Below are 20,862 nucleotides of genomic sequence, written 5' to 3' on the forward strand. Positions count from 1 at the left end.
AACCTGGCAAGCCTGACACCCAAAAAGCCTCTAAAAAGCCTGTCGGTAACTCGTCGCAACGTCGAGAAACTGACCGTCCTAGGCTCATTACGCATATAAATTTAATTACATAGGTTACAAAAATACCTGGCACGGCCTTTGCATAACAGTCTTACCTTTATTTCGGACTGTACTCAAAGTGAATGCTTCTTCTGTCAACGTAATTCATGCCGTGTGGTTGGACCCATTTAGTCCAATCGATGCCGCAGATCGCGCCCAGCTGGATGCCGCAGGTATCAGTCTGGAAACCGTTTCCACCTTGGGCGACCTCACGCTGGCCTTGCGCCGTGCACATGTGTTGGTCATTCGCTTGGGCGATAGCGCCGAGCTGCTCCAAGAAGTTCAAACCCTCATTGCCCAACTTGGTCACACCGTGCCTGTGTTGTGCCGCGTGGATCGCCGCCGCATGGAAGTGGCCGTCGACGCGATGCGCTTGGGTGCTTTGCATGTGTTGTCGTCAGACGAGTGGTCTGCCGAAGCTTGGCAAGCTGCTGTGAAAGGTTTGAACGCCCCTGAACTCAAAACCAAGAGCTATGTGTTTGTGGACCCCACCAGCCAACACTTGTTGGCATTGGCCCAACGCGTGGCACAAACCGATGTGACCGCTTTGTTGGTCGGCCCCACAGGCGCTGGTAAAGAGGTGTTGGCCCGTGTGTTGCACGAGTCTTCACCTCGCGCCAAGGCGCCGTTTGTGGCGCTCAACTGCGCGGCGATGCCAGAGCACTTGATCGAAGACATGTTGTTCGGTCACGAGAAGGGCGCCTTCACAGGTGCTTTGAAAGAGCACAAAGGTTTGTTTGAACAAGCCCACGGCGGCACCATCTTCTTGGACGAAATTGGCGAGATGCCCATGAACTTGCAAGCCAAGTTGTTGCGCGTCCTGCAAGAGAAAAAGCTCAACCGCTTGGGCGGCGAAGCCACCATCGACCTCGATGTGCGTGTGATTGCTGCGACCAACAAAGATTTGAAGCTGGCGATTGAGCAACGCGAATTCCGCGAAGACTTGTATTTCCGCATCAGCACTTTCCGCTTGCGTATTCAACCTCTCAAAGATCGTCCAGGTGACATCGTGCCCTTGGTGGCGCAATCTTTGGCGCGTCATGTCAAAGGCGGTCTGCCTTTCACCGTCACGCCCGAAGCACAAGTGATGTTGCAAAACTACCCATGGCCTGGCAACGTGCGCGAACTTGAAAACGTGGTGCAACGCGCCGTGGTGTTGAGCGGTGGCCGCACCATCAGCCCAGCGCACTTGATGTTCGATGATGCACAAATGGATGAGCAAGCGATGCCTTCTATGCATGCCGCATTGCCACCTATGGCGATGGAAACACCAGCGACGGCAGAGCAGCTTGCAACACCTGTGATGCCAGCGCCTGCATATGCCGCAGCGCCCATGGCACCGATTGCGCCGATTGAAACGGCTCCCGTGAATTTAGACAGCGCCGTCAAAGCCAGTGAATTGCAAGTCATCATGGCCGCCATTCAAAGCACCGACAGCCGCATGGAGGCCGCTGCCAAGTTGGGCATTAGCCCACGCACCTTGCGCTACAAGCTGGCGCAAATGCGCACCCGTGGTATGACTGAAGGAGTCTCAGCATGATTGATCGCATCTCCAACGCCAATATTCAATCCATGATTGAAACCCTGCGTGCGCATCAAACGCAAGCAGCGGGTGTGAACTCACCAGCGGGCGAAGCTAGCACCTCCAAGGTTCAAGGACAACCCGATTTTTTCAAAGCCGTTCAAAACGCTTTGGACAAAGTCAACGACGCAGACATCAAGGCCGATGCGCTGCAAGAAGCCTATGACCGTGGCGAAGAAGTACCGCTCACCGAAGTCGTGTTGAGCATGCAGAAATCGTCATTGGCGTTTGAAGCCACCTTGCAAGTACGCAACAAAGTGATGAAAGCGTACGAAGAAATCATGAACATGCCTGTGTGATGCTGGATTGAAAGACTGATATGGCAACCGATACCTTAAACATGAACGCCGTGGGCTTACCCGTGGCCACCGGTGTGGACAACACCAGTGCCGCCAACACCAACACGGCCACAGCGGGCAACGCTTCTCGCATGCCCGCATGGATCAACGCCCAAGAGGGGCCAGGCGCTGCCGTCATGGATGTGCTGCGCCAGCCCACCGTGCGCAAGGCGTTGCCATTCATTGTGATTTTCATGCTGCTGGTCTCAGTGGCTGTGTTTTTCACATCGCTCAAGCCTACGCCTTACCGTCCCTTGGTGTTGATGCTCAGCGACGCTGACAAGCAACAAGCCATCGAAGCCTTGAAGGCCGCTGAGTTCAAGCCTGAAGTGGATGTCAACACCGGTCAAATTTCGGTGCCTACATCACGTTTCCAAGAGGCCCGCATGCTGTTGGCTTCTAAAGGCTTGCCTCGCACGGAAGCCTCTGGCATGGACAACCTCAAAGACATGCCAGCCATGACGACCAGCCAGTTCATGGAACAAGTTCGCTACAACAACGCGATGGAGCAAGAGCTGGCGCGCAGCATTGTGCAAATCGGTGGCATCAAATCTGCCCGCGTGCATTTGGCCGCGCCCAAGCAAAGCGTGTTTGTGCGCGACCGCGCACCGACCAAGGCTTCTGTGGTGATCACACGTTTGCCTGGTCGCACCATCTCTTCCGCGAACGTGCAAGCCATCATCCAATTGGTGGCTTCGAGCGTGCCTTACCTCGCACCTGAAAACGTGTCGGTGGTGGACAACTTTGGTAGCTTGATGAATGACATGTTGACGGAAGCCCCGTTGGGTTTGACCGCACAGCAGTTGACGCACAAGCAGCAGATGGAAGACCTCTATCGCACCCGCTTGATTCAGTTGCTGGCCCCCATCGTGGGCGAGAGCAATGTGACCGCACAGGTGAGCATGACTTTGGATTTCACCCAAACCGAAGTCACCAACGAAGAATTTGACGCACAAGACAAGGGCCCTAAGACCCGTTCTGAACTGTTTGTCGAAGACCGCAACACATTCCGTGACGCGATTGGTATTCCTGGCGCGTTGTCTAACACCCCTCCAGCGCCTACCAACCCACAAGCCACCACGCAAACCAACGCCGACCCCCTGAAGGGTGTGAGCGAAAAGGGCGTGCAAGTGACAGCCCGTAGCACCAAAAACTACGAACTCGATCGTGCGGTGCGCCACACCAAAGGCGCCATGGGCACGATCACCAAGATTGGTGTGGGTGTGTTGATCAACGAACGTCCTTTGCCCCCAGGTGCCAAGGTCGAGAAAAACCCCGATGGTTCGACGCCTACGTCTGTGCCTTACACCCCTGAAGAAATCGAGCGCTTGAACCAATTGGTCAAAGGTGCTGTGGGTTTCAACAACGACCGTGGTGACGTGGTCACTGTGGTGGGCACCAAGTTTGAACCTCAGTACGACCCTACCGTGATTCCATGGTGGCGCGATGAAAACTACCAAGTGATGGTGAACGCCGGCGTGGTGGGTGGCATCTTCTTGCTCATCCTCCTGACTGTGGTCCGTCCGATGGTGCGCCGCTTGTTGTCACCCGAGATTGATCCCAAAGCCCTGGCCGCCGCCGCCGCTGATGCAGCGACCACGCAAGCCCAGATGGCGATTGATGTGGCCACGGCGGAAAACGCCGCCGCACAAGCCGCCGCTGCCTATGCCAAGAAAGCACACGACGACGAAATGCTGCGAATTTCTGATGAAGCCATGCGTGCCGCAGAAGAGTCCGTGCGTTTGTCTCAAGAAGCCAAATACGCAGCCGAGCAAGCCCGTTTGGCTGCCGAGGCGAAGGCCGCTGCTGAAGCGCAAGCCCTTGAAGAAGAGCGTCAGCGTCAAGCCGCCTTGTTGGCTGACGAACAAGCCCGTGCCGCTGACTTGGCTGAACGCGTGGCTCAAGCCGAGCGTGAAGCTGCAGAACGTTTGGCCGCCGAGGAAGCTGCCCGTCTTGCCCAAGAACAGGCCGCTGCGGCAGCCGCCGAAAGCGAATCTGGTGAAGCCATCGAAATCGAAGAAGGTGAAACATTGGAAGAAGTCAAGGCCCGTATGGCCAGCATGAAGCCCAAGAAACAATCGATTTCTGCGGACTTGCTCAACACGGCTAATTCGTATGACGATAAAGTGGCGTTGATTCGCATGATCATGGCTGAAGACTCCACCCGTGTGGCAGGCGTCTTGAAGAGCTTGATCGAGAAGTAATTAAGAGTGAGGAATTGAATCATGGCTGACGACACCATTGTGATGACCGACAAGCTGCGAGCCGAGCTCGCAGGCATTACCAGCACGCAACGTGCAGCTGTTTTGATGCTGTTGTTGGGCGAAGAGCAAGCAGCAGAAATCATCAAATACCTGAGCCCTAAAGAGGTACAAGCACTCGGCGCTGCGATGGTGCAAGTGGCTAACTTCTCACAAGAAGCAGTCAACTATGTGCTCGATGAGTTTGTGGACCATTTGAAGAAACAAAACAACGTCAGCATTGGCGGCGCCGACTATGTGGAGCGCGTCATGCGTTTGGCATTGGGTGACGACAAAGCGGCCTCTGTGCTCGGACGCATCATGCCTGGTCAAGGCACCAAGGGCTTGGATATCTTGTCTTGGATGGATGCCCGTGGCATTGCCGACATGATTCGTGGTGAGCACCCTCAAGTGGTGGCCATCATCTTGTCCTTGCTTGAGAGTGAAGTGGCCGCTGATGTGTTGACATACCTGTCACCCGACACGCGCGCTGAGGTGATTCAGCGTGTGGCCAGTTTGGATACGGTGCAACCTTCGGCGATGGCCGAACTCGAAGCCATCATGAAGCAGCAGTTCTCTAAGAACGCGTCGGCGCAATCCTCCAGTTTTGGTGGCGTGCAAGCGGCCGCCAAGATCATGAACATGACCAAGACCGCTTTGGAAAACAGCATCATGAGCGGCTTGAACGAGATCGACCCCGAGTTGATGCTCAAGATTCAAGACAATATGTTCACGTTCGAGAACTTGGTCAGTGTCGACAACAAGGGTATTCAAGTGCTCATGCGTGCGGTGGAGCCAGACTTGTTGATGATGGCTTTGAAAAATGCCAGCGAAGAATGCCAAGCGCGTTTCTTCGACAACATGTCCGAACGTGCGCGCGGTATGTTCCGCGACGACATGGAAGCCAAAGGCCCACAACGCATGGCTGACGTGGAAGACGCGCAAAAGCAAATCATGCGCAAGGCGCGTAAGTTGTCCGATTCGGGCGAATTGATCTTGGGTGGCGCAGACTTTGTTTAATCAACCGCACTCCGCTCGGGCTGCTGTGCCATGGCAGTCCCATGTCGGCCTCGCTCAAAAGCTGTGTGATCGTGGATACACCACGACCAGTTGGACAGATGAGGCGCCGGCAGACTTTGCTGATATGGGGCTTCCCCCCAAGAGCAGCGGCTTTTCTGCGGCGCATTACCAGCCGGTCAAGCAATCTTTGAGCAAGCAGGCCCAAGCATCCTTGGCGCTGTTCGAGCGCGAATATCGAAATGAGGCGTCGGTTGATGCGAATCCGGCCGAGGTTCAAACGCAAGAGGACCCCAACGCCCATTTACCTTTTGTGTTTGATGACTATGCCGCCACACGCAAATCCAAACTGCGCGTGCAGTTGACACCCAGTGTGTTGCAACGTGCATTGGCACATGCGGAATTGGCGGAAACTTTGGTGGTCAGCCCCATCACCACAGATGACAAGGCAGCCGACCCCATCGTCATCCATCCGGATGTGCCCGATGAGCAAGAAGAACCCTCAGCGCTCGAACTGCTCACGGATGCGTCATCCGTGTCTGTTCAAGCCGATGCTTTGAGTCCCGAGCCTATTCAAGACATTGCCCCTGCCGAGGAGGTGATGGCTGAACCAGAACCAGAGCCAGAGCCACAACTGCCCATGGTGGCGGGCGGCATCTCGCCTGAAGAAGTCGCACAGCGTGAAGCAGAGCAATATGCCAAAGGCTTGGCCCAAGCTCGTGAAGAGGCTGCCGCTGAATTGGCTGAAGCCGTGCGTGTCGCCACTGAAGAAGCCATGGCTAAAGGTATCACGCAAGGTCAAGAAGAAGGCTTTGCACAGGGCCGAGAAGAGGGGTTTGCCGAAGGTCTAGCGCAGGGCCAACAAGAAGGTCATGCCCAAGGTCTGGAAGAGGGTAAAGCACAAGGCTTTGCAGAAGGCAAGGATGTCGGTGCGTCTGAGTCAGAGACTAAGGTACGTGAGGAAGTTGCTGATGAAATGGCAGCGCAACGTGTGGTGTTTGAAAACGCAGCACACGCCTTGCATGAGCTGATCGCAGATCCTCAGAAATTCTTCGATCCACTCAAGCGCTTGGCCATGCATATTGCAGAGCAAGTTGTGCTGGGTGAGTTGAAAACTTCAAGTCAAGCCATCTCGCGCTTGGTGCAGCGTTGTTTGGATGAACTCGATCACCCCGTGCATGGTGCGGTGGTGTTGGAACTCAATCCGCAAGATAAAGCGCTGCTTCAGGCACAGGATGCCGAGTTGATCAAGGGCATGCGTTTGGAAGCCATGCATGACATGCAACGCGGCAGTGTGCGCGTGTTTGCCAATGACACCGTGATTGAGGATTTGGTCGCACAGCGTTTAAGCGGGTTGGCCAAAGCCTTGTTGTCTGATGTCGAGGCTTGGCGTGATCAATCGGTGCTGATGAAGCCTGAGCCTGTTCAAGCTGATTCGTCAGACGTGGAATTGGGCGAGGCCCAATCCACACCAGCGCAGATGACAGAACAAGTGACAACAGAAAATGTGACCACAGAAGAAGTGGTGGAGGACGATGATGTTCATTCCTGACGTAATCAATACCCTGCTGATGGGGCTCATTTTCATGGTGGTCATTGTGACCATCATTCGTCCGTTCATCCTGAATTTGGTGGGAGATCCTGTTTCTAACAGTGATTTGCAACGCGCAGCCATTGATGCAGTCGAGCGCGAGATGATGCGCAAGGCCGAGTTGTTTGAGGCGCAACGCGCTGAGAAAATCAAGTATCAAATGATGTTGCTCGAAAAGCCTGAGAAGCCCAAACCTAAGCCAGTGGTCGAACCCGAGCCAGAAGAAATTCCTGAACCAGTAGCGCAAGTGCCGGAGCCTGTACAAGAAGTCACGCCAGAACCCGTGGTCGAAGAGCCACCCGTGGCCGAAGAGACACCGCCCGAGCCAGAGGTTGTGCCAGAAGTCGAACCAGTGCCAGAAGCTGTGGAAGAAGCGCCTGTTGAGGTGGTGGCCGAAGCCGCCACCGAGGAGCCCGCCGAAGCTGAGGAGCCCGTGGCTGAAGGTGAAATTGAAATTCGCGAAGGTGAGACCTTGGCTGAAATCAAAGAGCGCATCCGCAAAGAACAACAAAAAGCGAAGAAGCCTGCGATTCCGCCGGAGTTGCTCAACACCGCCAACAGCTACGAAGACAAGGTGGGTGTCGTGCGCATGGTGGTGCAAGCCGACCAAAACCGTGTGGCTGCCGTCATTCGCAGCATGATTCAAGTGAACAAATAACACATGCTCGACTTTGCTCAAGAAGTTCAAACCGCGTTGCCCAAACTGCGCACACCAGAGCCGCAACGCAGCGGTACATTGGTGCGCTTGGTGGGCCTGACTTTAGAAACGCGCGGCATCATGGCCCCTTTGGGGGCTTGCTGCGAAGTGATTGGTCAGCAAGGCCACCGTGTCGAGGCAGAAGTGGTGGGCTTCAACGACAAAACGCTTTACCTGATGCCTTTCACCGATCCGGTCGGCGTGGGCCCAGGTGACACCGTGCGTGTGATGAGCAACTCAGGCCAAGTGAGTTTGGGCAATGAATTGCTCGGTCGTGTGCTGGATGGTCGTGGCGTGCCGATTGATGGCAAGCCTATGCCTCATTTGCCCGACCAGCTCAGCTTGTTAGGCTGCCCGCTCAACCCCATGGAGCGCGGCCCGATTGAAGAAATTTTGGATGTGGGTGTCAAGGCCATCAACGGTGCTTTGACGATTGGCCGCGGTCAACGTATTGGTCTGGTGGCTGGCTCTGGTGTGGGTAAGAGTGTGCTCTTGGGCATGCTCACGCGCTTTACCAAAGCCGACATCGTGGTGATTGGTTTGATTGGCGAACGTGGCCGTGAGGTACAGGCTTTTATTCACGAATCTTTGGGTGAAGAAGGTTTGGCCAAGTCGGTGGTGATTGCCGCGCCCGCCAACGTGTCGCCTGTGCTGCGCCTCAAAGCCACGCACATGACGCACGTGATTGCTGAATACTTCCGCGACCAAGGCAAAAACGTCTTGATGCTGTGCGACAGCTTGACCCGTGTGGCCCATGCGCAGCGCGAAATTGGTTTGGCCATTGGCGAGCCACCTACCGCCAAAGGTTACCCACCTTCGGTGTTTGCTTTGTTGCCTAACCTCATTGAGCGTGGTGGTGTGGGTCGCCATGGCCATGGTTCCATCACTTCGATTTACACCGTGCTCGCCGAAGGCGATGACGGCAACGACCCTATCGTGGACATTGCACGTGCGTCGCTTGACGGGCAAGTGATGTTGTCACGCCGCTTGGCTGACCAAGCGCATTACCCTGCGATTGATTTGAACGGTTCAATTTCGCGTGTGATGCAAATCTTGGTCAATTCGGACGAGTTGAAGCAGTCCAACAAGTTGCGCCGCTTGTGGTCTGTCTACCAACAAAACGCTGATCTTGTGCAAGTGGGCGCGTATGAATCGGGTTCCAACCCCGAGTTGGATGAAGCCATTCGCATTCGTGAACAAATGGTCGACTTCTTGCGCCAAGACATGGACAAGGGCGAAGACTACGCCATGACTCGTAGCCGCTTGAGCCAAATGCTGTCATGAAGCCCCGTGCCGCATGGCCCGTGTTGGCCAAAAAAGCCAAAGAGAAATGCGATGAAGCGTTCGCAGAACTCAAAAAAGCACGCGACCGTGTGACGCACTTGGAGCAAAGCCGCGAACGCATGGAGTTGCTGTATGCCGACTATGTGGTGCGCAGCAAAGAGGCGGAGAGTCGTCCACACAGCATGGCAGAGACCTTGAACTTTCGCGGCTTCATGCAACAACTCCAGGCCTTGATCAGTCGTGTGAACATTGACATGAATGAAGCCCAACACGCTGTTGAGGTCAAACGTTTAGCGCTCAAGGCCGCTGAGCAAAAGCGCATTCAGATGGATACCTTGGTTGAACAAGACTTGAAGGCGGTTCGCGAATATCACCGCAAGCGAGAGCAAAAAGAGATGGATGCCGCGGGCGTCACGCTCTACAACCTCAAGCACTAAATTTTAGGCGTGCACCCAACCTGCCTGAAGCCAATGCCAGTAGTTGGGTTTGAAGGCCCAGGGCATCCAAGTGGTTTGTGTCTCCGGCGAAAAGACATGACTGGTCAAGTGGTCCTGCCAAACATCTTTGGCCCCGACGGTGGCCAATAGCTTCTGAGAAAAAGCTGGCACCAAGCCTTGCTTGGCTGCGACATGATGGCTCCACACATTCAAGCCTGCAGGCAACAAGCGGCCATCGGTTGGACCTGACAACACATCATGCAGGCTGCCCCAGTGGCGACCTTTGAGGATTGTCTTGATGACGCCTAACTCGCGTTCGACACGGACTTCATCACGTACACGATAGCGGTGTTGACCCAGCACATTGTCAAACCAGATGCAGGCATTCGGATGTTCTTGCAAGATCTCGGGTAGGCGAAGCAGAGCATCTTCTCGGTGGTGCGTGATGGTGATGCCTTGTGCTGAGAGCGCAGTGCCATGCCGCCAGTTGAACAGCCATGCAGCCAAGGGGTCAATGTCGTAGGCATCGATCTTTTGGAAGCGCGTCAGCCAGCTCGGCGGCATCATCCAACCCGCGCTGCCGCCGATCAACACCAGATGATCAGATTTGGGGTCGATGGATGCAAAAAACTGCGCGATCAATTGCACAGTGGGCTGCCAGCGTTTGTGCGAATAGTGGGCGTGCACATGCCAGTTGAGACCCCCAGTGCCTCCGGCGTGAATCAAGTCACGCATGAATCCCAATGCATTTGACGCAAGGGCGGGAACTTTGAGTTGTCGCATGAACTGACTATACCGCCCACAAAGCTGGCACGTGGCTTGCAACACCACAGCAGATAGGCACGTCCAGTGTCAAAAAACCGTCATCGCGCACAGGAAAAACATCATGCAAAGTTTCGATTGGGGTCAATTCATCGCCAGCACCTTCAGTGTGTTGTTACTGCTCGTGGGCGCATTGTGGTGGGTCAAGCGAAGCCGTGGCTTTGCAACCCACGGCGGTGAAGAAAAACGCATTCAGGTGTTGGAGGCCTTGCCTTTGAGCTTGAAGCACAAGATGGTGCTCATTCAAGTCGACAACCAGATGGTGTTGACCAGTGTCAGTCCGGCAGAAGTGAAAACACTGCATGCGTGGACGCAGGAGCCAAGTCATGCTGCGTAAGCCCATCACCAAAAAAATTCTTTACGTCATCTTGGGCTTGCTCTTGCTGGCGTTGACTTCATTGCCCATGATGGCGCATGCGCAAGGCATACCGTTGGTCAATGTGAGCGGTGGCAAGGGTGGCCAGCAATACAGCATGAGCCTGCAATTGCTGGGGTTGATGACAACGCTCACGCTGTTGCCATCCATGCTGCTGATGATGACGTCGTTTGTGCGCATCATCATCGTGCTATCAATCTTGCGTCAGGCCATCGGCACTGCCCAAACACCACCCAATACCGTGTTGGTGGGTTTGGCACTGTTCCTTACCTTTTTCATCATGTCGCCCGTGTTTGAAACGGTCTACAAAGAAGCGGTGGGTCCTTATATGAATGGCAACCTCGACTTTGACAAAGCCTTGATCAAAGCCGAAGTGCCTGTGCGTGACTTCATGACCAAGCAAACACGCGAAGACGACATCGCCATGTTCATGCAAATCGCCAACCGCCGCGAGTTGGATGACGCCACACAAGTGCCTTTCACGACACTGATGCCTGCATTCATCACGTCTGAAATCAAGAGTGCTTTCACGATTGGTTTCTTGATTTACATCCCGTTTGTGGTGATTGACTTGATCGTCGCCAGCGTGTTGATGTCGATGGGCATGATGATGTTGTCGCCCATGATTATTTCAATGCCGATCAAGCTCATGTTGTTCGTGCTGATTGACGGTTGGACGCTGTTGATGGCGTCTCTGGCCAACAGCTTTGTTTTCTAAGGAGTGCCATCATGGATAGCGCAGCAGTTGTAGATTTGGCCCGCCAAGCCCTGTGGATGACGATGATCATCTCGGGCCCCTTGTTGGCAGTGGGTTTGATTGTGGGTTTGGTGGTTGGTATTTTTCAGGCCGCTACGTCGATCAACGAACAAACCTTGAGTTTCATTCCGAAAATTTTGGCGGTGGGTTTGACCATGTCACTCGCTGGTGGTTGGATGATCAACACCATGGTGGATTACACCAAGAGCATCTTCACCCGCATTCCAAGCCTGTTCATGTAACTCGCGATTTGTCATGAACGCCTCACTCATTGAAATCCTAGACAAGTTTTTGGTCGTCATCTGGCCAATGCTTCGCTTGTCTGCGTTTTTGGCGTTCACGTCTATTTTTTCGATTCGTGCCGTGAACATGCGCATCCGCATTTCACTGGCGTTTGCGATGTCATTTTTTGTCACGCAATACATTGAAATTCCAAAGATTGATCCCGTTACCGCCGATGGCTTGATGGAAATTGCCCGTCAAATTCTGATTGGTTTGACATTGGGCTTGGTCTTTCAAGTCGCCTCGGCTGCATTGGTGGTGGCAGGGCAGGCAATTTCGGGCTCCATGGGCTTGTCGATGGCCAACATGGTCGACCCGAATATGGGGAGCGTGCCGGTTCTGTCGCAGCTCTTCAATGTCATGGGTACCTTGGTGTTCTTAGGGATGGGTGGCCACTTGATTGTGTTTGGCTTGGTCATCGAATCATTCAAACTGTTGCCGATTGGGCAGCCGTTTTTTAGTCAGGACATGCTGGGCAAGATGATCAACTGGAGCTCCATGATGTTCTTGGGCGCGCTGTTGATCGCATTGCCTGTGATGATGACGCTGCTGTTTATCAACATCGGTTTAGGTTTCGTGGCACGCGCTGCACCTAGTTTGAATATTTTCACGGTAGGTTTCCCCGCGCTGATTTTGATGGGGTTTTTGGTGCTGATCTTTTCCATGGGCAGCAATGTGGCCCGCATGGATTGGGTATGGACGCAAGCATTCATGACGTTGCGTTCGTATTTAGGAGGCTGAAATGTCGGAAGAAAGCAGCCAAGATAAAACCGAAGAACCGACGGCGCAGCGGTTGAAGAAAGCCCGTGAAGACGGGCAGATTGCACGTTCGCAAGAATTAGCGCCTGCGGCCATGATGGTGATTGCCACCTTGTTTTTCAGCATGATGGGGCAGTACTTGTTCAACAGCATGAGCAATCTGTTCAAGCATCAGCTGCAGTTTGATCGACGCATCACGGACAAAGCAGAGTTATTGCCTGCAATTTTTGGTAGTTCGATGGTGGACGGTTTTCTCATTGTGTTGCCATTGATGGCCGTGCTCTATGTGATTGCTGTGTTGTCCACCACTTTGGCGGGTGGATTCATTTTTTCACCCCAACTCATCATGCCTAAGTTCAGCAAGCTCAACCCGATGACGGGTTTGGCGCGCATGTTTGGCAAAGATGCACTCGTGAACCTCGGTAAAGCGGTGTTGAAGTTTTTGTTGGTGGGGGCCATTTTGTTGGTGTCAGTCATGAATAACCTCAATGACTTGACCCATATTTCACAGATGGATTTGAATGTCGCCATCAAGTTGGCTGGCACCATCATTGTTGACTCGTGTTTGTGGCTCAGTTTGGGTCTTGTTTTGGTGGCTTTGGTGGATGTGCCACTGCAACGTCATCAACTCAATGAGAAGCTGAAGATGACCAAGCAAGAGGTCAAAGATGAGATGAAGAACTCAGAAGGTAACCCTGAGGTCAAAGGTCAAATTCGACGTCGTCAGCACGAAATCTTGAACAACAAGATGATGAGCAAGGTGAAGGATGCCGACGTGGTCATCACCAACCCCACACACTTTGCTGTGGCCTTGTCCTACGATCCCATGGGTGACGGTGCGCCACTGTTGGTGGCCAAGGGCGAGGACGGCTTAGCAGCACGTATTCGTGAGGAAGCCAAAGAGCACAACGTTTATATTTTTGAGGCGCCTTTGCTGGCTCGCGCCTTATACTTCACGACCAAGCTGGATCATCCGATTCCAGAGGCGCTGTACCACGCTGTTGCGCAGGTCATTGCCTATGTGTTCAGCCTGAACCAGTCTTATGGTCGTGGCCAGGAAGTGGTCAAACCATCGCCCACCATTCCAGACGAAATGAAGTTCGACTCGAATGGTGTTTTGATGAATTCTTAAGACCTGAAGTTTGAGCCCGCATGACAGACATTTACCAAAGCCCCGGCGATCGGTTGCGATTTGAAATACTGCTGAAGTCATTGACTGAGGGCAGTATCAATCTTGCCGTGCTGAGCGACCATGACATGGTGCTCGATTACTACGGTAAATTGTTTGAAGAACGCTTGCGCTCCAAAGGCGAGAGTCACATTGAGTGGTGCAGCTCGACGAACTCTGAACAGTTGGTCAATAAGTTCAACGAAATCTTGTCCGAGATCACCCTCGATCAGGCCTTAGAAAAAGACAAGAAGCACGCTCCACGACGCTTTTTGTTGTTCCGCGATTCCATCTTGATGCAAGATTTTGAATTGCAATTGCTGGCCCGTTTAGTGAACGGTTTTCCTGCAGGCAATATCAGCGTCATCTTGTTGATCAACAGTGTTGGCAACTACCAAAGCAAAGTGGACGCATTTGGTAAAAACTTGGTGAAGTGGGAAGTTGAGACAGAAGCAGGTGAAGCCAAACAAAAATTGACAGATTGGGTTGCCTCAGAGCCCGAACCAGAGCCACAGCAAATTGAGCCTACGTTTCATGCCGAGCCTCCCACATTGAGTGATGAGGTGGTACCTGTTTCTAAGTTGCTCAATATCCCCGCCAAAACAGCATGGCGTGTGCCAGGTTTTGGCAAAAAAGAAGAGCCCAAGCTCGTCCCAGAGCCACTGCCAGCATTTGTTCCGCCTGTCGTTGAACCTCAGGTGACGCCCCCAGCGCCAACGCCTGCCGTTGCCGCACTGCCTGATACAGGCACATCGCGTGAGCCCAGTTTGCAAGCGGCGAGTTTGCCGCCAGCTCCCTCGGATGCGGAGTTGTTCAAGCCCGCACCTCGAAAGTCTTATGCAGGCTGGATCCTGCTGGTTGTGTTGGTCTCGCTTGCCACCTCGGGTTTGATGTACAAAGATTTGGTGAGCCAAGAGCTGGAGTCGTTGAAAAAATACATGCTCAAAGGTACGCCAGCCGTGCCTGCGCCCGAAGAGGCGGCCAGCGCAGCCGCTGCCGCTTCTGCAGCAAGCGCCGAAGCTTTGGCCGCGGCTGAGTTGGCAGCATCGATGGCACAAGAAGCTGCTCGTGTGGCCAGTCAAGCTCAAGAGGTGGCGTCTGCTGCGAGTGCAGCAGCTTCTGAGGCTGTTGCACCTGTGGCATCTGCAGCGGTAGAGCCTGTGAAGGCAGCGTCCTCAGATAGCACGACCAAAGCAAAAGCTGAAAAAGAAGTGAAGGCAGATCAATCAGCCAATAAGGGCAAGACTGAAGCCAATTCAGATGATGCATGGGTCGATCAACTGACGCCGAATGCCTATGTGGTGCAGCTCGCAGCCATGGATACCCAAGAGGAAATGCGCAGTTTCCAAAAAAGCAATGCGGTGTATGCCAAGGCCCGCATTTTGCGCGCCAAGCACAAAGACACCGGTAAGCGCTATTACATTTTGGTCGCAGGACCTTTTGAAAACAAATCTCAAGCCGATGCTTTTATGCAATCCAGTCCTTTGCTCAGCAAGGGGTGGTTGCGTAGCAGCAAATCGATGAAAAGCCAATTTACGAAACCTTGAGGTCCAAGGCAAGGAATGATGCATGAGCCAAGAACACGAACAGCCCAAATCTGAACCAGTGCCGGTCTCTGATGAGATTCGCCCTGAGGCTGCCCCTTTTGAGCCAGGCTATCAGCCCGAAACCTTGCCACAAATCTCAGTGCCTGATTTGCCGGAAGACGCGCAGGGTTTGAGCGCCGAAGCATTGGCCCAAGTGCCAACTTTGACCGAGTTGGTGGACGGCGAATCTGTTGAGCAGGTGAAGGAAGCCGACAAGCCCGAGACGTCAGAGCCAAGCCCAGCGCAGCAAGATTCTGCGGTTGAAACGCTGGCTAGTGAGGAAACGTTAGCTGCGCCTATTCAAGACACGCCACCTCAGGCCGATACATGGGGGGAAGAGCTGCACGCACGCATGGGCAAGCTCACAGATGATATTCATACGCTCAATGCTCGGCTGGACCGACTTGAAGAGCGAAGTAAAACAAAGGTTTAACTATGGCTGATGAACAAACAACGAGCACCGATGCGGCACAAGAAGCTGCAGAAGCCATCGTGGATGTCGAGGCAACAGCCGAGCGCCTGACCGAAATTGCTTCGCAATCCTTGGATACCAACGAAGTGGCTCGTCAAATTGAAGAGCTCACCTCGGTCGTGTTGGACTCCGCAGAGGTCTCCACACGTTCTGCTTCTATTGCGGCCGATGTCAGCGCCACCATGCGCGCTGTGGTGTCAAAAATTCAAGAAAACAACCGTCGCAATGTGATGCATTCACGCATCATGCTAGGGGCGTTTTGTGCTTGTTTGCTCATCGCCATGGGTATCTTCTTTGCCATCACCATGAAGATGACCAAGTCCATCAAAGAGCTCGACACCATGGTGTATGCCATGGCCAAGCGTGTGATCGAGGTGGACGCTAGCCTGACGGCGATCGGAAAGACAAATTCCGACTTCTCAGAAATCACAGAGAAGCAAGAGGAAGTTATCACCACCCAAACCCAAGTGGCCAAACGATTGGAAGAACTCGGTAAGAGCTTGGCCGCTATGCCAACGGTGGTCGCAACCGAGGCCAACAAGTCAAGCGATTTGAAGTTCAAAGACATGCAAAAGCAACTCAGCACCATGGAGAGCAAGCTGCAGTCTTTCGATGGCAAGTTGCAAACGGTGGCTGAAAAAGCCATGGCGCGTGTGCAACCTGCACCCCCGCCTGCACCTGTTGCTGCGCAAGGACCCAGCACGCAAGTGCTGTTGACGGAGATTCAAAAGCTCAAGTCTGATTTAAATGCGGCCATGCAAAACCGCGAGCGTGTGCAATCGGCGGCAGAAGTCACCGCTTTGAAAAATATCGATAAAAACTTAGAGAAAGCTGCCATCGTGGCAGGTGAGGCTCAAAAGGCCGCCGACAAGGCTGCACTGGCAGCCAAGGCCTCTGCCCAATCTGAGAAAGCGGCCGCCGACGCGCAGCGTGCAGCATTAGAAGCGCAGCGTTCTGCAGCGGCTTCAGAGAAGGCTGCAGCTGCTGAGCGCATTGCGCAACAGAGGGCTGCTGCAGAACGAGCTGTCGCCATGCGTATGCAGCCTGAAAAGCCTGTGAAATCTGCAGAGCAGATTGCTGAAGAAAAAGCTGCTGCTGAAAGAGCTGCTGCGGTTCGCGCAGCTAAGGCTGCCTCAGAAAAAGCGGCTGCTGATCGTGCCGCTGCCGCTGCTGAGCGTGCTGCTGCAGAAAAAGCCAAGGCTGCTGCAGCCGCGGCAGCTGCTGCGCCAGTGCGGGAGAAGCCAATTCAGTACCCACGCGTGCCTGATTGATTCATTCAAGCTTCTCGGTCCCAATAAAAAGGCGCCTCTACAGGCGCCTTTTTTCGTCTTTAGTTGGGTTACTGGCGGGTCATTGCAAAGCTTGTGGCTGATGTCAATGGCCAATCGCTGAACACGGCAGGTAAGTCGCTCAGATCTTCCTTGAGCAACGCATTGGCTTCGACGGTGTCGATCAAGTCTGACAAATGCAGGGTCTGAGTTTCGCTCACACGACGCATGATGTGGCGTGGCGTGAAATCGTGAGGTGTTTTCAGCCCCGAGGCTTCCATCAATTCTTGCAAAGCTTCTAGGGTGTGCGCATGGAAATTGTGCACGCGCTCAGCCTTGCTAGGCACTACCAACGCCAGTTGGCGAGTTGGGTCTTGGGTGGTGACGCCAGTGGGGCAATTGCCACTGTGACAGGTTTGGGCTTGAATGCAACCCAGTGCGAACATGAATCCACGCGCACTGTTGCACCAATCGGCACCTAATGCCAAGGCGCGCGCCATGTCAAACGCGCTCACGATTTTTCCGCTCGCGCCCACACGAATGCTGTCACGCAGTCCAGCGCCTACCAAGGTGTTGTGTACCAACCGTAAGCCCTCTTGTAGCGGCATGCCCATGTGGTCTGAGAACTCCAGAGGCGCTGCACCTGTGCCACCTTCGGCACCATCGACCACGATGAAGTCGGGGCGTGTTCCTGTTTCCAACATGGCCTTGACAATCGCAAACCATTCCCAAGGATGGCCAATGCACAGCTTAAAGCCCACGGGCTTGCCTTCGCTCAACGTGCGCAATTGCTCAATGAATGTCATCAACTCAAGCGGGCTGCTAAAGCTGCTATGGGCGGCTGGAGAGACGCAATCTTCGCCCACTTGAACGCCACGCGCTTCTGCAATTTCTTCCGTCACCTTAGGGCCAGGCAGCACACCACCGTGCCCAGGTTTGGCGCCTTGGCTGAGTTTGATTTCCACCATTTTGACTTGGGGGGAGCGCACGTTTTCCACAAAACGTTCGGGGCTGAAGTGGCCGTGCTCGTCGCGGCATCCAAAGTAGCCAGAGCCAATTTCCCAAATTAGGTCTCCGCCGTGTGTGCGGTGGTGGCGAGAGATAGAGCCTTCACCCGTGTCGTGTGCAAAACCACCGAGCTTGGCGCCTAAGTTCAATGCTTGAATCGCATTTGCGCTCAAGGCGCCAAAACTCATGGCCGAAACGTTGAATAGGCTGATGTCATAAGGTTGGGTGCAGTCTTTGCCACCGACCTTCACGCGAAAGTCATGGCCAGCCAAATGCGTGGGCGCAATTGAGTGGTTGATCCATTCGTAGCCAATGGCACGCACATCAAGCTGTGTACCAAAGGGGCGTTTGTCAGATTGTCCTTTGGCACGCGTGTACACCAAGGTCCGCTGGGCGCGAGAAAAAGGCGACGCTTCTGTTTCCGACTCTAAAAAGTATTGGCGAATTTCGGGGCGAATGGTCTCAAGCATGAAGCGCAAGTGCCCAATGATGGGGTAATTGCGCAAAATCGCATGGTGCGATTGCTGCAAGTCGTACACACCCACGCCGCACAGGCATAAAAAGATCAGGGGCCACCAGCCGCTGAGGCCCATCACGCCTGCCCCTAACAGAGAGACCAGCAATAAAAAAACCGATGCAATGAACGCTGTGTAGCGCACCGGATAAATCTGATTGAGTTTGTCCAGCATGCGCAACGCTCCTTGATGAGGTGTTTAAAGTTTGGCCTTGAGTTTGGCTGAAAGTTTGGTTTGAGCCAGCGCCGAGACTTCCGCTCGCAAGCGTGCCGAGGTGAGTTGTTGGTCTGCGGCTTGTTGCACGTCGGTGAGGTGCGACAAAATCGTGCCGCGCAGACTGAGCAATTCTTGATCGAGTTTTTGCAAACGCTCTTGCAGCTCGCGTTGCAGTGCCATTCGCTCTGTCAGCAAGTTCACTTCAGCCGCAATGGTTCGCCAGGTTTGTGTCAAGTCATCACTGGGCGGAACGCGCAATTGCTCAAACAACTCATCGATCAGCGGGTCAAAAACAGCAGAGGTATCGGGTTGTGATGTGTCTGGTGTTTCCGTCAACGTGGGGATGTTGTCGGGGACTGCTGGTTGTTGCGGGTAATGGGCTTGGGGCGCGGGTTGTGCTGCCGCAGCAGTGCGTTGTTGTACTGGCTGCGGTGCTTGCATGGGCGCGACGGCCTGCTGAGCATGTGACTGCAAGATCGCATTGACTTGCCCCCACCCGTCTTCAGGCGTGTACTGTTTGAGTCCTTTGAAGGACAGGAATTGTGGTTCGGAGCTCATTTATTCATGACACCCATGGACATGCGTTTGAGAAATTGAGGAATCCCCATGGATGCAATTTGCGTGCTTGGTGAGGCACTCGTCTGAGGCGCCGATTGATTGGACATGTCCTCTGGACGAACTTTTTGCATGCGGTGACGCCCCAAGATGGAGTACTGACTCGACAGCGTAGCTGAATTAGACAACAAATTGTTGCGTTTGACTCCTTCGGTGGCAACTTTAGATGTGCTAAAAGAGCGATTGGCTGGAATATTGACACGCGTGCTGGTTGTTTGTCGCATGCCTTGGGCCGATTGGCGCATTTCACGCGCTGCACACACGGCTTTACCGAACTCGTTGAACGATTGGCCACAGTTATCTTGTAGGTCCATCAAATAGCCGCGTTCAAACATCTCACGCGCTGATTGGGCCTCTAACACTGGAGGGGCAAGCATGAAGCTGACGGGGAAGCGTTGCTTTGAGAAAACATCGCTCTGTAACTGTTCAGGTTGCACGCGGGTTGGGCACACCAACAACGTGGGTGGGGTATGAATGGCTGAGTCAAAGACCCAGCGATGCCGGCTCAAAAAGCCTGCCGTGGCCGCCAACTCAATTTCTGAAACCGAAGTGGGGACGATGATCAAGTCGTACTCAAACATCAGTTCGCCTGCAATGGAGTCGGTCCAAGTTAAGTCACAAATGACCACCTCGGAGCTGCTGGCGGCGCGACGCAAATGCAGGCGTGCATCCAAGATAGGTCGGTTGCCGCCTTGATCCAGAGGCAGTACATGGTGCTGAACCACCACGCCGATATTGGGTGCGCGGGTTAACCAAGTGCTGGAGGAGCCGTGTGTGTCAAAGTCGATCAGGGTGACGGTTTGGCCCTGACGGCGCAAATAAGCCGCTAAGTTGGCAGAAACCGTGCTTTTGCCTACGCCACCTTTTTGACTGGTGACCAAAATTTTGAATGTTGACATCTTTCACCTCCAAGCGACTGACGGGCAGCGCTCTCTTTTTGTTTTAAATTGCCAAAATTGACAACGGGGAATGGAATTTACCCCTCTGTCGGAACTTAGGCAATTTGAAAATTAGTAACAAAAAGAGGGGGTTGAACCGCTTTTTACCTTTATTTGAATACTTTTAATTTATCTTCGATTAAATAAAGAATCGAAATTAAGAAAATTACTTAAGTTGTTGATTTTCAAAAGAATTTAATAAAGTGTCAAAAAAAACAACACTTTTGCCATTGAAAAGCTGTGAGCGGTCGATCCGTTAAAATCTAAGGGTCAATTTTTACAACCTGAAACTTCTCATGTCCAAACGTCTCATTGCTCTCTTGTCTATCGTGTCTGTTGCTCTCTTGTCTGCATGTAGCTCAACCAAACTCGACAATGTGTCTGATGCCAAAGCATCTTCTTCTGTCGCAGCTGTTGTAGCAGACCATTTGAACCCCAACAGCGCCATTTCTAAAGAGCGCAGCGTTTACTTTGGCTTCGATCAGTTCGACATCAAGGCAGACCAAGCTGGCGTGGTTGAGCGTCAAGGCAAGTACTTGGCAGCTAACGCTGCGCTGAAAGTTCGCATCGAAGGCAATGCTGACGAGCGCGGTGGCCGCGAATACAACTTGGCTTTGGGCCAAAAGCGTGCTGAAGCTGTGGCGCGTGGTTTGAAGGCTTATGGTGTGAAAGACGGCCAAGTTGAGCCTGTGAGCTTTGGCAGCGAAAAGCCAAAAGCTGAAGGCCATGACGAAGCTGCATGGGCCCAAAACCGCCGCGCAGATGTGGCTTACACGGGTAAGTGATTTCCGGATT

General features: G+C 53.6%; 21 protein-coding genes. 17 read left to right on the forward strand and 4 right to left on the reverse strand.

Features of this window, described 5'->3' with window-relative positions:
- Window positions 1-178: 178 nt before the first annotated feature.
- The 8 genes from QMG27_RS02585 (at window position 179) to fliJ (ending at window position 9,285) form a co-directional block, all read left to right on the forward strand.
- A complete protein-coding gene (locus tag QMG27_RS02585) occupies window positions 179-1,639 on the forward strand; it encodes a sigma-54 dependent transcriptional regulator (RefSeq protein ID WP_281812870.1) in 1,461 nt (486 codons plus the stop codon).
- Window positions 1,636-1,980, forward strand: coding sequence for a flagellar hook-basal body complex protein FliE (fliE, locus tag QMG27_RS02590; RefSeq protein ID WP_281812872.1), 345 nt, complete (start codon window positions 1,636-1,638; stop codon window positions 1,978-1,980). The genes QMG27_RS02585 and fliE overlap by 4 nt, the downstream gene beginning before the upstream one ends.
- A gap of 20 nt (window positions 1,981-2,000) precedes the next feature.
- A complete protein-coding gene (gene fliF, locus QMG27_RS02595) occupies window positions 2,001-4,223 on the forward strand; it encodes a flagellar basal-body MS-ring/collar protein FliF (protein ID WP_281812873.1) in 2,223 nt (740 codons plus the stop codon).
- Window positions 4,224-4,244: 21 nt separating this feature from the next.
- Entirely contained in the window at window positions 4,245-5,279 is a 1,035-nt protein-coding gene (gene fliG, locus QMG27_RS02600) for a flagellar motor switch protein FliG (protein WP_281812875.1), read from the forward strand.
- A gap of 124 nt (window positions 5,280-5,403) precedes the next feature.
- Window positions 5,404-6,828 (forward strand): FliH/SctL family protein, encoded by a 1,425-nt coding sequence (locus tag QMG27_RS02605; RefSeq protein WP_281812877.1) that lies wholly within the window; start codon window positions 5,404-5,406, stop codon window positions 6,826-6,828.
- The gene (locus QMG27_RS02610; RefSeq protein ID WP_281812879.1) at window positions 6,815-7,525 is read left to right on the forward strand and encodes a hypothetical protein; all 711 of its coding nucleotides are present in this window, start codon (window positions 6,815-6,817) and stop codon (window positions 7,523-7,525) included. Before QMG27_RS02605 ends, QMG27_RS02610 begins: the two co-directional genes overlap by 14 nt.
- A 3-nt stretch (window positions 7,526-7,528) precedes the next feature.
- Window positions 7,529-8,848, forward strand: coding sequence for a FliI/YscN family ATPase (locus tag QMG27_RS02615; RefSeq protein WP_281812881.1), 1,320 nt, complete (start codon window positions 7,529-7,531; stop codon window positions 8,846-8,848).
- Entirely contained in the window at window positions 8,845-9,285 is a 441-nt protein-coding gene (gene fliJ, locus QMG27_RS02620; RefSeq protein WP_281812884.1) for a flagellar export protein FliJ, read from the forward strand. Before QMG27_RS02615 ends, fliJ begins: the two co-directional genes overlap by 4 nt.
- 3 nt (window positions 9,286-9,288) lie before the next feature.
- On the opposite strand, the gene QMG27_RS02625 is transcribed toward fliJ, so the two are convergent.
- On the reverse strand, window positions 9,289-10,068 hold the full coding sequence (locus tag QMG27_RS02625) for a hypothetical protein (RefSeq protein WP_281812886.1): 780 nt from the start codon (window positions 10,066-10,068) through the stop codon (window positions 9,289-9,291).
- Between the two features lie 103 nt (window positions 10,069-10,171).
- Between QMG27_RS02625 and QMG27_RS02630 the strand changes: the two genes are divergently transcribed.
- Genes QMG27_RS02630 through QMG27_RS02665 form a run of 8 tightly spaced genes read left to right on the forward strand, consistent with a single transcriptional unit; the run spans window position 10,172 to window position 16,778 of the window.
- Entirely contained in the window at window positions 10,172-10,444 is a 273-nt protein-coding gene (locus QMG27_RS02630; protein ID WP_281812889.1) for a flagellar biosynthetic protein FliO, read from the forward strand.
- Window positions 10,434-11,201 (forward strand): flagellar type III secretion system pore protein FliP, encoded by a 768-nt coding sequence (gene fliP / locus QMG27_RS02635; RefSeq protein WP_281812892.1) that lies wholly within the window; start codon window positions 10,434-10,436, stop codon window positions 11,199-11,201. The genes QMG27_RS02630 and fliP overlap by 11 nt, the downstream gene beginning before the upstream one ends.
- Before the next feature lie 11 nt (window positions 11,202-11,212).
- Window positions 11,213-11,482 carry a flagellar biosynthesis protein FliQ gene (fliQ, locus tag QMG27_RS02640; RefSeq protein ID WP_281812894.1) on the forward strand — a complete coding sequence of 90 codons (270 nt, stop codon included), beginning with the start codon at window positions 11,213-11,215 and terminating at the stop codon, window positions 11,480-11,482.
- Between the two features lie 13 nt (window positions 11,483-11,495).
- Window positions 11,496-12,263, forward strand: a complete 768-nt coding sequence (gene fliR, locus QMG27_RS02645; RefSeq protein WP_281812896.1) for a flagellar biosynthetic protein FliR — start codon at window positions 11,496-11,498, stop codon at window positions 12,261-12,263.
- Window position 12,264: 1 nt separating this feature from the next.
- On the forward strand, window positions 12,265-13,413 hold the full coding sequence (flhB, locus tag QMG27_RS02650) for a flagellar biosynthesis protein FlhB (protein WP_281812898.1): 1,149 nt from the start codon (window positions 12,265-12,267) through the stop codon (window positions 13,411-13,413).
- Between the two features lie 20 nt (window positions 13,414-13,433).
- A complete protein-coding gene (locus tag QMG27_RS02655) occupies window positions 13,434-14,996 on the forward strand; it encodes an SPOR domain-containing protein (protein WP_281812900.1) in 1,563 nt (520 codons plus the stop codon).
- A 22-nt stretch (window positions 14,997-15,018) separates the two neighbouring features.
- The gene (locus QMG27_RS02660; RefSeq protein WP_281812902.1) at window positions 15,019-15,468 is read left to right on the forward strand and encodes a hypothetical protein; all 450 of its coding nucleotides are present in this window, start codon (window positions 15,019-15,021) and stop codon (window positions 15,466-15,468) included.
- A gap of 2 nt (window positions 15,469-15,470) precedes the next feature.
- The gene (locus QMG27_RS02665; protein ID WP_281812904.1) at window positions 15,471-16,778 is read left to right on the forward strand and encodes a hypothetical protein; all 1,308 of its coding nucleotides are present in this window, start codon (window positions 15,471-15,473) and stop codon (window positions 16,776-16,778) included.
- Window positions 16,779-16,846: 68 nt separating this feature from the next.
- On the opposite strand, the gene QMG27_RS02670 is transcribed toward QMG27_RS02665, so the two are convergent.
- The 3 genes from QMG27_RS02670 to QMG27_RS02680 are packed head-to-tail and all read right to left on the reverse strand — an operon-like array spanning window position 16,847 to window position 20,028.
- On the reverse strand, window positions 16,847-18,472 hold the full coding sequence (locus tag QMG27_RS02670) for an FMN-binding glutamate synthase family protein (protein ID WP_281812906.1): 1,626 nt from the start codon (window positions 18,470-18,472) through the stop codon (window positions 16,847-16,849).
- A 24-nt stretch (window positions 18,473-18,496) separates the two neighbouring features.
- Window positions 18,497-19,072, reverse strand: a complete 576-nt coding sequence (locus QMG27_RS02675) for a hypothetical protein (RefSeq protein WP_281812909.1) — start codon at window positions 19,070-19,072, stop codon at window positions 18,497-18,499.
- Complete coding sequence (locus QMG27_RS02680) at window positions 19,069-20,028, reverse strand: ParA family protein (protein WP_281812912.1); 960 nt, start codon at window positions 20,026-20,028, stop codon at window positions 19,069-19,071. Before QMG27_RS02680 ends, QMG27_RS02675 begins: the two co-directional genes overlap by 4 nt.
- Window positions 20,029-20,363: 335 nt before the next feature.
- On the opposite strand from QMG27_RS02680, the gene pal reads away from it, so the two are divergent.
- Entirely contained in the window at window positions 20,364-20,852 is a 489-nt protein-coding gene (pal, locus tag QMG27_RS02685; protein WP_281812914.1) for a peptidoglycan-associated lipoprotein Pal, read from the forward strand.
- Window positions 20,853-20,862 lie beyond the last annotated feature (10 nt).

It is taken from the genome of Limnohabitans sp. MORI2, from assembly GCF_027925025.1.
Lineage (GTDB): Bacteria > Pseudomonadota > Gammaproteobacteria > Burkholderiales > Burkholderiaceae_C > Limnohabitans.

What these genes read in the sequence shown, in the direction of transcription:
- fliE (WP_281812872.1), top strand. Translation starts at nt 1,636, where the DNA reads ATGATTGATCGCATCTCCAACGCCAATATTCAATCCATGATTGAAACC.
- fliF (WP_281812873.1), top strand. Translation starts at nt 2,001, where the DNA reads ATGGCAACCGATACCTTAAACATGAACGCCGTGGGCTTACCCGTGGCC.
- fliG (WP_281812875.1), top strand. Translation starts at nt 4,245, where the DNA reads ATGGCTGACGACACCATTGTGATGACCGACAAGCTGCGAGCCGAGCTC.
- QMG27_RS02605 (WP_281812877.1), top strand. Translation starts at nt 5,404, where the DNA reads ATGGGGCTTCCCCCCAAGAGCAGCGGCTTTTCTGCGGCGCATTACCAG.
- QMG27_RS02610 (WP_281812879.1), top strand. Translation starts at nt 6,815, where the DNA reads ATGTTCATTCCTGACGTAATCAATACCCTGCTGATGGGGCTCATTTTC.
- QMG27_RS02615 (WP_281812881.1), top strand. Translation starts at nt 7,529, where the DNA reads ATGCTCGACTTTGCTCAAGAAGTTCAAACCGCGTTGCCCAAACTGCGC.
- fliJ (WP_281812884.1), top strand. Translation starts at nt 8,845, where the DNA reads ATGAAGCCCCGTGCCGCATGGCCCGTGTTGGCCAAAAAAGCCAAAGAG.
- QMG27_RS02625 (WP_281812886.1), bottom strand. Translation starts at nt 10,068, where the DNA reads ATGCGACAACTCAAAGTTCCCGCCCTTGCGTCAAATGCATTGGGATTC.
- QMG27_RS02630 (WP_281812889.1), top strand. Translation starts at nt 10,172, where the DNA reads ATGCAAAGTTTCGATTGGGGTCAATTCATCGCCAGCACCTTCAGTGTG.
- fliP (WP_281812892.1), top strand. Translation starts at nt 10,434, where the DNA reads ATGCTGCGTAAGCCCATCACCAAAAAAATTCTTTACGTCATCTTGGGC.
- fliQ (WP_281812894.1), top strand. Translation starts at nt 11,213, where the DNA reads ATGGATAGCGCAGCAGTTGTAGATTTGGCCCGCCAAGCCCTGTGGATG.
- fliR (WP_281812896.1), top strand. Translation starts at nt 11,496, where the DNA reads ATGAACGCCTCACTCATTGAAATCCTAGACAAGTTTTTGGTCGTCATC.
- flhB (WP_281812898.1), top strand. Translation starts at nt 12,265, where the DNA reads ATGTCGGAAGAAAGCAGCCAAGATAAAACCGAAGAACCGACGGCGCAG.
- QMG27_RS02655 (WP_281812900.1), top strand. Translation starts at nt 13,434, where the DNA reads ATGACAGACATTTACCAAAGCCCCGGCGATCGGTTGCGATTTGAAATA.
- QMG27_RS02660 (WP_281812902.1), top strand. Translation starts at nt 15,019, where the DNA reads ATGAGCCAAGAACACGAACAGCCCAAATCTGAACCAGTGCCGGTCTCT.
- QMG27_RS02665 (WP_281812904.1), top strand. Translation starts at nt 15,471, where the DNA reads ATGGCTGATGAACAAACAACGAGCACCGATGCGGCACAAGAAGCTGCA.
- QMG27_RS02670 (WP_281812906.1), bottom strand. Translation starts at nt 18,472, where the DNA reads ATGCTGGACAAACTCAATCAGATTTATCCGGTGCGCTACACAGCGTTC.
- QMG27_RS02675 (WP_281812909.1), bottom strand. Translation starts at nt 19,072, where the DNA reads ATGAGCTCCGAACCACAATTCCTGTCCTTCAAAGGACTCAAACAGTAC.
- QMG27_RS02680 (WP_281812912.1), bottom strand. Translation starts at nt 20,028, where the DNA reads ATGTCAACATTCAAAATTTTGGTCACCAGTCAAAAAGGTGGCGTAGGC.
- pal (WP_281812914.1), top strand. Translation starts at nt 20,364, where the DNA reads ATGTCCAAACGTCTCATTGCTCTCTTGTCTATCGTGTCTGTTGCTCTC.